Below are 13,387 nucleotides of genomic sequence, written 5' to 3' on the forward strand. Positions count from 1 at the left end.
ACGAACTCAGGCGAATTTGGAATACCACGTGACCGCTCAACGCTTGCGCTTAGCCATTGATACTGGTGGCACATTTACGGATACGGTGCTTGTATCCGGCGACGAGACCATTGTTGCCTCGACCAAGACTTTGACCACCCACCAAAACCCCGCAGATGGGGCGATGGAAGGCGCGCAGCGCGTCATTACCCAGTCCGGGCGCGCGTTGAGCGATGTGACAGGCTTCATCCACGGCACAACGCTGGCAACCAATGCGTTGATTGAACGACGCGGCGCGGTTGTGGCGACAGTGACGACTGAAGGCTTCCGGGACATCCTGGAGATCGCGTACGAGCGGCGCTATTCGCAGTATGACATCAACTTGGAAAAGCCCGATTTGCTAGTACCACGTGAACGGGCGCTGACCGTTCGGGAACGTATGGCGGCAGACGGCAGCGTCCTGATCCCTCTCGAAGACGACGCGATTGATGCGCTGATGGCTGATCTATACGTCAGCGGTGCCGAGGCGGTCGCGATCTGCCTGATGCATGCCTATGCCAATCCCGAGCACGAGCGCCGTCTGCGTGACATTCTGGCCGAAAGACGCCCGGACCTGACGGTCTCAATCTCGTCCGAAGTAAGTCCCGAGGCGCGCGAGTTCGACCGACTCTGCACCACTGTTGCCAATGCCTATATTCAGCCGCTGATGGAAAGCTATATTAACCGGTTCGTCACCCGGTTCGAAGCCGAGGGCGTGACATGCCCGATCCTGATGATGACCGCCGGAGGGGGCATGTGCACCGAGCGGACCGCCACCCGATTCCCGATCCGGCTGGTGGAAAGCGGCCCTGCAGGGGGTGCTATCCTTGCCGCGCGCATCGCGGCGCGGGCCGGGATTGGCGATGTGCTGTCCTTTGACATGGGCGGCACGACCGCCAAGCTGTGCCTGATCGACAATGCCCGGCCCCAGACCTCGCGCCAGTTCGAGATTGCGCGGGCGGAACGTTTCATCAAGGGATCAGGCATGCCGGTGCGCGTCCCGGTGGTCGAGTTGATCGAGATCGGCGCGGGCGGCGGATCCATCGCCGGTGTCGACCGTCTGGGCCGTCTGACTGTCGGTCCGAAATCCGCCGGATCGGAACCCGGCCCGGTCGCCTTTGGCCGGGGCGGCACTGAGCCGACCGTGACTGACAGCGACATTGCGTTAGGCTATATCGCGCCAGATACATTCGCCGAAGGGCAAATCCAGCTTGATCCGGATGCCTCCAAGGCTGCCCTGACCCGAGTGATCGGTGAAAGATTGGAGTTGGATGCCGTAGGCTCGGCAGATGGGGTCAGTCGCATCGTAGACGAAAGCATGGCTAGCGCCGGGCGCATGCATGCGGTGGAATCGGGCAAGGATCTGGGCCCGCGTACTATGATCGCATTCGGTGGCAACGGTCCGCTGCATGCCAGTCGCGTTGCACGCTCTGCCGGTGTGTCGCGCATCGTGATCCCGCCTAACCCGGGCGTTGGGTCCGCAGTTGGTTTCCTGTTCGCACCTGTGTCGTTTGAGATCGTCCGCTCACGCTACTCCCTGCTCAACAGCATGGATATAGATGGCGTGAACGACCTTTTCGAAACAATGATTGCCGAGGCAAAGGAGGTCGTGGCCCAGGGTGCCAGCGGTACGGCGACCGAAACCCGGCGGACCGCCTTCATGCGCTATAGTGGTCAGGGGCACGAGATAGAAATCACGCTCCCAGACCGTGCATTGGGGGCGGATGACATCATCCGCCTAACCGCCGCGTTCGAGGATGAATATCGCAAACAATTCTCGCGCCCTGTGCCGGGAATGGCGATCGAGATTCTCAACTGGGCCGTTCGGGTCGCAACCCCAAACAGCGATGTGCCTCCGATGCCGGAAACACCTGATCGCCGTGCCTTTAACGTGGCCGAATGGCGACTCATTACCTGCGATGTTGACGGTGTTTTGAAAGACGCAGCCTTTGTTGCGCGCGCGGATCTGAAACCTGGTGATTTCGTTCCCGGCCCCGCACTGATCTATGAACCGCAAACCACCACGCTGGTCTCGGCTGATTTCTCGGCGCATGTAGACGCAATTGGGAATCTTGTCCTGATCCATGACCAGACAGGAGGCGCTTTATGACTGCCGATCTTTCTCCGGCCCACCTGCAAGTGATGTGGAACCGACTGCTGGCGGTGGTCGAAGAACAGGGGCAGACCCTGATCCGAGCGGCGTTTTCGCCAATCGTACGCGAGTGCGGCGACATTTCTGCCGGGATTTTCGACGAGCAGGGCCGGATGCTGGCGCAGGCCGTCACCGGCACACCGGGACATATCAACACCATGGCTGCGGCGGTTATGCATCTGCGCGAGCATTTCCCAGAGCAGACCATGAGACCCGGCGACATATACATGACCAATGATCCCTGGCTTGCCTCGGGGCATCTGAACGACTTTCTGCTGATGATGCCGGCGTTCAAGAACGGCAAGGTCGTGGGCTATACCTCGTGCACCTCGCATCTGGTCGATCTGGGTGGTCTTGGAATGGGGCCCGAAGGGTCGGATATCTATGACGAGGGGCTTCTGATCCCCCCTTGCAAACTGGTCGAAGAAGGCACCCCAAACGCCCTGCTGCTAAATATCATTCGCGCCAACAGCCGCGAGCCGATTGCAAACGAAGGCGACATCTATGCGCTGATCGCTTGTTGCGAGACCGGCGTGACCCGGCTGGTCGAGATGATGGACGAGTTTGGCATCGACGATCTGGACCGCTTGGGCAGCTATATCATCGACACGTCGCGCCATGGCACGCTTGAGGCAATCGCCGAGGTGCCGGAAGGCGTCTATAAGAACGTCCTGAAGATGGACGGCTACGAAAATGAGCTGGTGATGCAAGCGACTCTCACCGTCAGCAAGTCGGGCATGCATGTGGATTTCACCGGCACTTCGGGCTGTTCGCGCAAAGGTATAAACGTGCCGCTCAACTATGCCACCGCCTATACCGTATTCGCGCTGCGCTGCATCGTTGGGCCGGATATCCCCAACAATGCCGGGTCGCTGGAACCGTTTACCGTGGACGGCCCAAAGGGTTGCATTCTAAACGCCCAACGTCCGGTTCCAGTGGCGATGCGGCACACGCTGGGTCAGGTCACCCCCGATCTTGTGCTGGGTTGTCTGCATCAGGCCTTGCCCGACGCGGTCCCGGCTGAGGGTGCAAGCTGCATGTTTGACCTGCCCATGCGTCACGCTCCCGAAGTTGCCCGCGACGGTGGCCGCGAGTTTGCGATTGAGCCGGTTCATAATGGCGGCACCGGCGCGCGGCCTCATGCGGATGGGCTGTCAGCCACCGCCTACCCCTCGGGGGTGTTTGGCAGTCAAGTCGAGATTACCGAGAGTGTAGCACCGGTGACCATCTGGCGACGTGAACTGCGCCCCGATTCTGGCGGCGCGGGCAAGTATCGCGGCGGCCTCGGGCAGCGGATCGAGATGACCTCGTCCAATGACGCGCCGTTCATCGTATTCCTATCGGTTGAACGGCTGAAGTTTCCCGCCCTTGGCCGCATGGGCGGGCAGCCCGGCGCGCCAGGACGCATCCGTTTCCGCGACGGCGACAACGACCTCCCGGGCAAGGGAGAGCTACGCGTCGAAGGCGGCGATTACCTGATCTTCGACACCCCCGGCGGTGGCGGGTTCGGCGCCCCTGCTGACCGTGACCCCGACGCGCTGGCGCTGGACCTCAAACGCGGTCTGGTCACCGCTGAGGGTGCCAAAGCCTATGGAGGTGACGCATGATCCGCCCGGTTCCCCATGTGGATGCGATGGCGGCCTATGCGCTGGCTGATCTGGGTGGCGCGGGCGTCATCTCACTGGCCCAGAACGAAAGCGCCTTTGCCGCAAGCCCTAACGCAATCGCAGCTGGGCAAGCGGCAATGACCGATCTGCCGCTATATCCCGACCCGGAATGGCCCGATCTGCGTGCTGCAATTGCAGATGTGCACGGGCTGGACCCGGCACGGATACTGTGCGGCGCAGGCTCGATGGAGTTAATCGGTTGCCTGATCCGGGCCTATGCAGGCCTCGGTGACCAGGTACTGGGCACAGATTTCGGATACGCGTTTGTGTCCACGGCAGCGGCGCAGGTGCAGGCTGATTACGTCAAGGCCCGCGAGCTCGACTTGACCGTCTCCGTCGACGGCATCCTGGCCACGGTGATGCCCGAGACCCGGATCGTCTTTATTTGCAACCCCGGCAACCCGACCGGCACTTTGATCCCCAATTCCGAGGTTCTGCGACTGCGGGACAGATTGCCTAAAGATATTCTGCTGGTCGTGGATCAGGCCTATGCCGAGTTTTCCGATGATGCCCATGACCCCACCGAAATATTCGCCCTGACAAACCGGGGCGATACCGTGGTCATGCGTACATTCTCCAAGGCCTACGGAATGGCAGGCGCGCGTGTTGGATGGGGCTACTTCCCAACCGAAGTCTCGGGTGTGATGCGCAAGCTTCTGAATCCCAACAACATCTCGATTGCCTCACAGACCGCCGCCGCCGCCGCCATGCGGGATCAGGCGCATATGCAAAATGTGGTCAAACGGACCGCCGAAATCCGCGACAAGTTTACTGAAGACTGCCGCGCAATGGGCCTGAACGTCCCGGAAAGTAATACCAACTTTGTTCTGCTGCACTTTGCCTCGGATGAAGAGGCGCAACGTGCGGATGCGGCCCTGCGGGCCGAAAATCTGATGATGCGCGGCATGGGTGGCTATGGCCTCAACGACTGCCTACGCGCCACGATCTGTGAGGTATCGGTCATGGATCGCTGCCTGAAGGTGCTGAAAGGGGTGTTGTCATGAGCTACGAAACCCGCCGGCGGGCCAAAATCGGCGTCTTGGTGCCTTTCACCAACACCAATCTGGAACCGGATATGGAGTTGATGCGGTCGCCGGATACTACCATCCATTTTCAACGCATAGGCGGCTATGACGTGGATCAGATCCCCGGCACGGAACAAATGGCTGGGCTGGGTGCTTCGGATATCAGCCATGATCTGCGAATGATCTCAGGCGTGCGCCCCGATGTTGTGCTTTATGGCTGCACCTCGGCAACTTTGACCCATGGACCATCCTTTGACGCCGACTTGGCACGCGAAATCAAAGAGGTATCGGGTGCCTTGTCCTTCACGGCGGCAGGGGCGCTTGTGGCCGCGATTCAGGCGCTTGGTGTGACCAAGATCGGTTTCTCTTCGCCCTATCTGGGCGAGATCAACTTGCAGGCAGTGGAGTTTCTAGCGCAAAACCAGATCGCAACCGTCAAATGTGCCGATGTAGGTCGCGAGCTGGGCAACTATGGGCAAGGCGAGCTGACCCCGGACGAAGTGTTCGATCTGGCCTGTCAGGCCGATCACCCCGATGCGCGTGCAATCGTTCTCAGCTGCACCGACATGCGATCAGTCGAAGCTGTTGAACGCATCGAGGTTGCGCTGGATAAACCAGTAGTCACCTCAAATCAGGCGATGATATTTTCGGTGATGCGTGCGTTGAAACTGCCGCGTCGAGGCAACGAGCCGGGCCGGTTGTTTGATCTGCTGTAGGTTGGCGTGGACACAGAGTTACGCGCGCTAGGTAGAGGCGCCACATTGGCTCTGTTACAAGCCTTCGGGGGCATTTCGAGGGTGAGTACAGGGCGTTTCTGACTGCGGTATAAGCACAACCCCATGATAGGTGAACCGACACAACACAGAGTTATTTGTACTTAACAACTGTACCTTCGCCGATGCGACCTCCCCAACTCATTGCACGTACTTTGACTTGAGATATGACTACGTTGACAACTGCATCCCCGCCCAACTCAGCCGCGCTCTGTCGCAGCCGAGCCTCAACTTGCGTGACGGTCGGATCTTCATTGAACACTGTAGTTTTATTTACTGCCACTTTTATTTCTTGGATCACGGTATATTCCTGAGAGGCCGTTTTGCCGCTAAACAACTCTATCTGGTCCGCTGTTCTAGTCGCACCCGCTGCCGCCGTGATTCCAGAGTTGTTGATCCCATCTTCTTCCCACGTGCTTGAGCAAGCGCCAAGCAACGCAGCTAAACTCAACGCTGCAATCAACTTCAAAGTAATTGTCTTCATTTGCTTTCCCCCCACCAAGTTCTTTTCTCATCGTACCGTGAGATGCAGCTACCCCCCTTGATCCATGTCAACGATACATTCGAATAAAAATATATACTGAGGTACTTTCGGAGTTTCTTTTGGGAGGAAGAGATGGCTGATCTATTCATATTTCGCACTATTTCTGGAGCATTGGCTTGCACGGCCTTGACGGCTTGTTTGGGCAGCGAAAGCATTGACTCAGGGGCAACCGTTAAGCCGTTTAACGGTTTTTCAAACATTCCCGATAATGGAACGACTGACATAGACGGTCAGGCTGTTACGGCGAACTACGTTGCCGACCCCACTACTGGGGAAGTGGTAATAACTAACCCATCTGGACCGTCACAAAGCACCACCCGCGTAGTCACCAGAAACGGAACGCCAGTTGCATTGACAGCTAGCGCACCTGGATCGTCCGTTTCATTTGATACGAGAAACGGCGACACCAGGATCGATGCTCCATTTGTTACAGGCTATGTAACAGCTGATGGTCAAGATTCCGCGACGTTTATCAATCCCGGACAAGCTGGTTATGAATACCAGACCTATGGTGCATGGGTGACAGGGGCCGGCACAGGCGCAGGAACCGTTGGTGCAGGAAGTTATGGGCTTAAAACAGAAGCTACTGACGTTCCTGTTGGAGTCAGCGCAACATATCAGGGCGTCGGATTGGGAGTGGCTCGTCGTGCAGATGGCCAGCCATACCAAACAGTATCCACGGTCACAGTATCCACGGATTTCAACACTGCAAGCATCGATAGTGCGAACACGGCAGCTGTAAATCTCAACACAGCCGCAACGAGCAGTGCACCGGAACTGGATTTTAGCGGTTCAGGCACGGTTAGCGGCTCAGGGTTCACGGCAACTGTGACGGGAACGGGTACATCTGGCTCTGCACAAGGGCAGTTTTATGGTCCGTCTGCCAACGAAGTTGGAGGCACGTATTCAACTTCCGGTCCGGGTGGAGTCTGGCATATGGGAGCGTTCGGCGGAAATTGAGCAAAGAGCTGAATTGCGGCCAACGCAATACTACTCCGTTGCGAATAGTCATTAGGCATATGTGACACTTCACGCACCGTTCCCAAAAGGCGTGCACAGAGTCATTCAGATCGCAGAAGAAAACAATAATCCAGTGGGGTCGCGATGACTTTTTTGCGGTTGATCGTAGTCTTTTTTCTAACCTTTTGCGTGGTCCCCAGTGGAGCGAATGCATCAACCACCGATCCGGCCGCCACCGATGCCAGGTTCAAATCGGGGCTCGCCGCCACTAGCCGCGGTGACTACAGTACAGCAATTGCAATATACCTTAGCATTCTTGCGGAAGATCCTAACCTTACACGTGTGCGCTTGGAGTTGGCGCTGGCTTATTTCCTAAGCGAACAATGGAACCGTTCGCGGTCCGAGTTTTTTAAGGTGCTGTCGGGTGATATTCCGGAGCCTGTTCGACAAAAAGTTCTAACTTTTATTGCAGAAATTGATGCGCGGCGAGGGTTTGAGTTGGATTTTGAGTTTGGGTTAAAAAAATTGGGTTCTACGCGAAACTACGACACAGACCAGATTGAATTAGACTTCTTCGGGATACCTATACCAGCAACTTTAGATCGCTCCAGCAAGACTACATATGGTGTCGGATATTCTGTATCAGCGTTGTGGCGCAAAAGTCTGAACAGGCTTTCAACAAAAGATCGTCGGGTAATTGGCTTCGCAGAGGTGTTCTCATTTGGAGATATTTCAGATGAGAAATCGTTTCGCGACGTGACTTTGGGTGCGCGAGGCGGAGCCCGCTTGGTTTTTCCACGTACAACAGTTGTTTTTAGCCCAGTAGTCTCGACACGCTTCATTGCCGATGAACACTTTGAGGACAGGTTGGGTTTAGAGACTGCGTTCGAGACCAGAAACTCGCAAGCCGTTTCGGTGTTTGGTTCGATTTCAGGGTTTAAATTGAACAATAAATTCGATGATACCTTCAGTGGGCACACAGTGAATGCGAGATTTGGTGCACGGCGTTCATTCTTGGGGCGAAACACTGTTGGAATTGCAATCTTTGCTGAAACCAAATCAACCGATCGCGACATTGATACTTATGACATCGCAGGTCTGGAGGCTTTTGGCTCGATTGACGCTGGTGCTGGATTTGTCATTGAACCCCAGGTCTATTTTGCGGTCAAATCGTTCTCTGAGACCAACCCACTTTTCTTCGGCAATCCTGACGAAGATCAGTATGGCCTGCGTCTCAGAATTGAAAAGCGTGACACAATATTAGGGAACGGGCTGATCCCGTACGTTGAGGGCAATTATAATCGGGTGAAAAGTGGAATTGACGCATTTAGTTATCATGAAACTACGATTGAAGTAGGGCTGACCAACGAATTCTAGTGAGGGGGATTTGCTGAGCTAAGTCAAAAAATTTTGGGTTTCTTGGAAGGTTCTGCAAGCAGAGACCATACCGAACACCCAATTTAGCCCCCTAAGCGCCTACTTAACTAATTTTTATTTCAGCATTTTTTTCCGGCATCAAACTTGGTTGTTCCGCCAGCCCCGAAATATGCTCCGTTAGGCAAAGAGAAAAAAAGCCGAGATCCCGCCGGCAACCCGCAAAGGGCCGCCGAGGGATAATTTTTAGGGTGGTCTTCGGTTGACGACATAGTCAGCCAACCACTGCCAGTACGCTTCAGCGTCACGGAACCCCTGGGCTCTGGCCGCTAGGTCCTCAGCTGCCCTACGAGTGCAACCGCCATCGTATTCAGCGATAGCTGCCCGTTCCTCGAACGCATCAATGTCCGGGAACCTCATACCGGGAGCCGTATCTGATCGACGATCGACCGACGTTGCTCGTCACTGATGCCAGCCGAGTAAATGCCGTAAGTGATCCCGTTCTCCGACCGCGCCGATTGATGACCGACCAGAGAGGCCGTGAAATGTTCGGGAACACCTGTTCGCTCGCACTGAGTGATGAACCACTTGCGAGTCGAGTGAAACACCAGTCCCGACCGTTCCAGGTTCAGCCTTCGTCTCAGTCGAGCAAACCCCTTGGTGACATGCGCCACGGTCAGGTCAGGAAACAGAGGACCAGACGAGGGTAATTGCCGGAATGTCTCATCCAGCACCGGGTGAACCGGAACCAGTCTCTCCGCCGCATCTGTCTTCAGCAGTCTCAGTTCATTGGGCTGGACATGAACGAAGCAACCGAGATTGCCCTTGGCCACGAGGTCTTCCCGGAGCAGCCCAACCGCTTCCCCCGCTCGCATTCCTGATAACAGACAGGTCAGCAGAACTGAATGCAGGTCACGGTCTTTGGCTCCCAGCAACCGCGCAACTTCATCGTCAGTCGGAACGGCATAGGGTTGAGGACGTACCTTCCGGTCGAAGAGAACTGTTCGGAAGGGGTTAACCTCCAGATGCCCCTCATAGACCACCCAGTCGAGGAAGTGATTGACCTGCGACCAGATCCGCCGCTGGGTTCTGGCTGTTATGGTCACCGACCCACGAGACGAGAACGCAACCAGTTGGTCCAGGGTCAGACCACGGGTCCGTTCAGACTTGCCGATCATTGGGGACAGTTGGGCTATTGCTGACAGGAAGTCGCGTCCGTCTTCTCTAACCAGACTGCAAACAGAACGATCGCCAAAGCGACTAGTGAACAACCCGACAGAGTATCGGACCGATTTGAACCCGCTGGGTCGTAGCTCGTTACTGCGCTTGTTCAGATAAGCCCGGCTCAGGTCACCAACCGGCACTTTCACCGGTGCTGATAGTCTGGCGAAGCTGGACCGCTCCAGATTACATCCAGAGTCCTCCAGAGTGGCCCGGAGACGGACGAGAGACGACTCTGGTTGATCGACCCATTCAGGAACGTCAGCGGTGTTCTCTGGGGCAGACGGGGTCTCCTCTGCTTGGGACCGAACCTGTTCCACAAGTGTCTCGAACCGCGCATTAACTTCAGCGGCTCGGACGCGGGCAGTGTTGCGGTCACTGGTCTTGAGGCTCTGCTTCAGCGCCTGAGTGCCCAGCGCGAGAGCCACGTCAACGGGATAGTTGCGTCTGAACAACCACGTATGGCCCTTTAGATAGGCATAGCGAATGTGAGCAGACATAGGTCTCCTCCTTTTCTGTTTTGAGTTTGGGATTGGGTCAGTTGGTTGAGACGAGCCTGACGATCATCTCGAGGGCCGGTTCACCGTAGGTTCCTGCCAGAGGGCCGGTGACAGCAAAGCCGGTCACGCAGTCTTCGAACACCTCTTCCACGCGGAAGAGATGTTCAGCGACGTCATCAAAGGCGCGGACGAGTACGACATCACCGGGGTTCAGTTCCAGATCAGTCATCGTTGGACTTCCACGTCCAGAGGACCGCCAGCAGAACCAGTGCCGAGACAGCGGGGTGGGACCGAGAGACCACCCAGAGCATCGTCGTCAGAACGGCCTTGGGCGGTGGCTGCAAAGGAAAACCCCCGACGAGAACGCCGAGGGCAGACAGGTACTTCATGGATCAAACTCCTGCAGTTGCTTCTTTATTTAGATGCAGGGGTTCTCTCGGTTTCTGGGGAGCGGACGTTCAGGGTTGCTGCGCGAATGTCTGGCTTGCGGACAAAGCCGCCTGATGTGGTTGCCGCGAGCCTAGCGGTCGCTCACTAACAAGATCGCGAAAATACATCGCGTTGATGTAGCGCGATATCGCGCCACTTGTCATGACTCGCTTTTGAACAAGGGCAGTTTCGTTGTTGCTCGAACCATGCAACACTAAATACGCCCCAGATTGCCTTCGTCGACCGAGACCAATTGGCGCTTCGCGTTAAACTACCTTCAGTGTTATTGAAGCTGGAACTCCCATTCGGAACATTCGAGCTGTTTCCAACTTGATTTTGCCCCATTCGCTTCTTCGGATCTAAGTACTTGAGGCAGCTCTGTAGCAAAGTCATTTAGTGTAGACTGAAATGCTGAGGCTAGGGAGCGACCGTTGTTCTCCGCCAATTTGAATAGGTTGCCGGCTAAGCTTCTGTATTCAAGAAGAATACACTGCGGTTGCAAAACACCTGCGGGTTCAGCGATCATTTTCGCCCGACCAAGAAAATCCAAGTTTCCCGAACCAGCCCCGGTGTCGGCCGGCACAAGATGAAAAGTTGTTCGGATACGGAGATTTGAGGCCCTTGCACCTTGCGGACAGTCTCCTCTGCTAGAACGTGATGAGAAACAGGGTGACACTCCATCAAAAAGCGCAGTTTGCAGTGAATTCGACAACATCGCTTCGAAAGCACTCTCAAACCTCTCAGGTCGATATGCCTGGTTTATTGTGTAAGCCGCGCTCAAGATTTCCTCGCGTGATCGAGATGTGCCCGTTGATGCGCCATAGATCCCGCCCGCGGTGGCGAAAACAGGAACCAGAACGACACCAAGAACAACTCCAAACGGGTCGTGTGAAGAAAGCCCTCCTTCTAATGCGCCAGCAGCTCCTGCGCCTATTCCGGAAGCAGCCCCTTCGCCGCGCGTGTAGGTTGCAGAGTCGACACCACGGTCGCCGTCAATCTGCACAAAAAGGTTAACCGTTGAACGATTGGCCATGTTGGAAAGTAAAATTTCCGGAGTCGGCGCTCCGCATGCCAACAACAATGAGAACGAAACGATGCAAAAGGCTATTTGGAGTGTGCCTATTTTTCGTTTCATTTTGGGTCTCGTAGTATTTTGTTGGTTCGCGCATCCAGAACCGAAACCCCCCTATTGCCCGAAATCAATCGAATGTAATCACCGGGCTTTACATTCAACGTAACGTATTGGTTTACGCCTATTGGGTCGGACAAGAGAGAGTTTTTCCATACGTACGCGATCCTGAAGGTATGATATCCGGACTTAATATTGAATGTTTTTTCGCCTTTTTTTGTTTTCTCTGGACGCGCTTCAACTAGATCGGACCCTTGAAATATCCCAGCGAAAGTCGCGCCTTTTATCAAGCCGACATCACCCGGCTGATGGCCCAAATGAGACCAGACGAGAAGAGCGGAGCCGTTTGTGTTGGTCGTCGTCAGCCCGTTGTGCAATACTGGACGCCCAGCAGTTTCGTCCTGTACCACATAGTAATTGTCTTTTAGTCGAAAGCTGTACTCATGCGATTTAATCGCATCAAAACAGAAATCGTACTTTGTTATTGTTCCGGCCGCATAAAACGGACCGAGTGCGACGCAGTTATAACCCGGTTTGAGAAAAATTCTGTATGCGGCCTGGCCATCCTTAGACGTGATTGAACCACTAATGCTTACCTGGCGACCATTGACACCCGTTGGTTTCAGCAGTTCATTCATCGCAGTAAAAGAAGCGTAACCTTTTGGTGTTTCGGGCAACCCAAGCGCCACTAACGATGCGTTATCGTACTGAGGAGAGTCGGCAGGCGATAAACAGCCAGCCAAAGACGAAGCTACGACAAAAGGAATGATTCCGAAGCGCAATCTCCTAACACGCTTTACTAAAGCAACCTTTGCAAAATGGCATGCGACCGTCATAAGCTCGCCCTCCCATTTATTGAATCTCCTCCGATTGTGTCCTAATCAGCGCCGCATCGCTTTGATCTATAGCAAAATTGAAAATGCCTGAGTCCGTCGGCTGCTCTGGGCTCTCAACGGCCCCGCCCCAGCCCCACCAACCGTCAGCAACAGCGACCAGTCTTCAGCCCCCGGAACGACTCGTCAGCGGTGGTCAGCGCCACTGGGCGGCAGATCTAGCGGTCTCGGCAGCGGTCGTCTCAGCGCCAGTGGACGGTTGCTTTGGCGGTCGCGTAATCTGCCCCTCCAGCGGCCTCTCTAGCGGTCAGAAATGCCCCGTGCTCATTCCGCTAGCGCTCCATTCCGCCCCCGAAACCGCCCCACTTCAGGTCACCGGTTGGAAAAGCTGATAACAATCATCGGACGGCAAGGATTCCTACCACCCCAGCCAGTTCATCAGAACATAAATAGACAGCAGGCACTTGGGGCTAAACCCTCTGAGAAATGCCCCCGTTTATGCCCCAGTGGTTTCGGGTGTTACGGGTGTTGAGGGTGGGCCCTCAGAGGTCGTTGAAGGCCCATGCCACGGGTTAAAGTCGGTCGTAGTCGACCCCGTTCGCCCAGAAGTCCCAGTCGTCGCGCTTGTTATCCGCCGCCGACCCTTCAATCAGGTGCTCAGGACGGACACAGCGCTCGCTATGACAGCGATGGCGAACCACCGTCGCCTCATCGATCTCCGCCCGGTTAACCACGCAGCAAACGAACCGCGCAGAGGCCACT

13 protein-coding genes are annotated in these 13,387 nt (G+C 55.8%); 6 read left to right on the forward strand and 7 right to left on the reverse strand.

Translation table 11 applies throughout. From position 1 onward, the window contains the following. Positions 1–28: 28 nt before the first annotated feature. Genes ACR0CA_RS08495 through ACR0CA_RS08510 form a run of 4 tightly spaced genes read left to right on the forward strand, consistent with a single transcriptional unit; the run spans position 29 to position 5,578 of the window. Positions 29–2,128, forward strand: coding sequence for a hydantoinase/oxoprolinase family protein (locus tag ACR0CA_RS08495; protein WP_480898313.1), 2,100 nt, complete (start codon positions 29–31; stop codon positions 2,126–2,128). Beyond that, a complete protein-coding gene (locus ACR0CA_RS08500; protein WP_480898316.1) occupies positions 2,125–3,777 on the forward strand; it encodes a hydantoinase B/oxoprolinase family protein in 1,653 nt (550 codons plus the stop codon). Before ACR0CA_RS08495 ends, ACR0CA_RS08500 begins: the two co-directional genes overlap by 4 nt. Further along, on the forward strand, positions 3,774–4,841 hold the full coding sequence (locus tag ACR0CA_RS08505) for a pyridoxal phosphate-dependent aminotransferase (protein ID WP_480898317.1): 1,068 nt from the start codon (positions 3,774–3,776) through the stop codon (positions 4,839–4,841). The genes ACR0CA_RS08500 and ACR0CA_RS08505 overlap by 4 nt, the downstream gene beginning before the upstream one ends. Continuing rightward, positions 4,838–5,578, forward strand: a complete 741-nt coding sequence (locus ACR0CA_RS08510; RefSeq protein WP_170775625.1) for a maleate cis-trans isomerase family protein — start codon at positions 4,838–4,840, stop codon at positions 5,576–5,578. Before ACR0CA_RS08505 ends, ACR0CA_RS08510 begins: the two co-directional genes overlap by 4 nt. Before the next feature lie 151 nt (positions 5,579–5,729). Here ACR0CA_RS08510 and ACR0CA_RS08515 read toward each other — a convergent pair whose 3' ends face one another. Further along, on the reverse strand, positions 5,730–6,119 hold the full coding sequence (locus tag ACR0CA_RS08515; protein WP_480878407.1) for a hypothetical protein: 390 nt from the start codon (positions 6,117–6,119) through the stop codon (positions 5,730–5,732). A 132-nt stretch (positions 6,120–6,251) separates the two neighbouring features. Between ACR0CA_RS08515 and ACR0CA_RS08520 the strand changes: the two genes are divergently transcribed. Continuing rightward, positions 6,252–7,139 (forward strand): transferrin-binding protein-like solute binding protein, encoded by an 888-nt coding sequence (locus tag ACR0CA_RS08520; protein ID WP_170787421.1) that lies wholly within the window; start codon positions 6,252–6,254, stop codon positions 7,137–7,139. Positions 7,140–7,283: 144 nt separating this feature from the next. Further along, complete coding sequence (locus ACR0CA_RS08525) at positions 7,284–8,516, forward strand: tetratricopeptide repeat protein (RefSeq protein ID WP_480898320.1); 1,233 nt, start codon at positions 7,284–7,286, stop codon at positions 8,514–8,516. A gap of 413 nt (positions 8,517–8,929) precedes the next feature. Here the strand turns inward: ACR0CA_RS08525 and ACR0CA_RS08530 are convergent, their stop codons facing one another. The 6 genes from ACR0CA_RS08530 to ACR0CA_RS08555 form a co-directional block, all read right to left on the reverse strand. Next, the gene (locus ACR0CA_RS08530; RefSeq protein WP_480898322.1) at positions 8,930–10,234 is read right to left on the reverse strand and encodes a DUF6538 domain-containing protein; all 1,305 of its coding nucleotides are present in this window, start codon (positions 10,232–10,234) and stop codon (positions 8,930–8,932) included. 37 nt (positions 10,235–10,271) lie between these two features. After that, the gene (locus ACR0CA_RS08535; protein ID WP_480898324.1) at positions 10,272–10,463 is read right to left on the reverse strand and encodes a hypothetical protein; all 192 of its coding nucleotides are present in this window, start codon (positions 10,461–10,463) and stop codon (positions 10,272–10,274) included. Then, a complete protein-coding gene (locus ACR0CA_RS08540; protein ID WP_170787429.1) occupies positions 10,456–10,623 on the reverse strand; it encodes a hypothetical protein in 168 nt (55 codons plus the stop codon). Before ACR0CA_RS08540 ends, ACR0CA_RS08535 begins: the two co-directional genes overlap by 8 nt. A gap of 323 nt (positions 10,624–10,946) precedes the next feature. Further along, positions 10,947–11,798, reverse strand: coding sequence for a hypothetical protein (locus ACR0CA_RS08545; RefSeq protein ID WP_480898327.1), 852 nt, complete (start codon positions 11,796–11,798; stop codon positions 10,947–10,949). After that, a complete protein-coding gene (locus ACR0CA_RS08550; protein ID WP_480898329.1) occupies positions 11,795–12,574 on the reverse strand; it encodes a hypothetical protein in 780 nt (259 codons plus the stop codon). Before ACR0CA_RS08550 ends, ACR0CA_RS08545 begins: the two co-directional genes overlap by 4 nt. A 623-nt stretch (positions 12,575–13,197) precedes the next feature. Beyond that, a complete protein-coding gene (locus ACR0CA_RS08555; RefSeq protein WP_480898331.1) occupies positions 13,198–13,386 on the reverse strand; it encodes a hypothetical protein in 189 nt (62 codons plus the stop codon). Between the last annotated feature and the right edge of the window lies 1 nt (position 13,387).

Source organism: Ruegeria sp. F12, assembly GCF_056533885.1.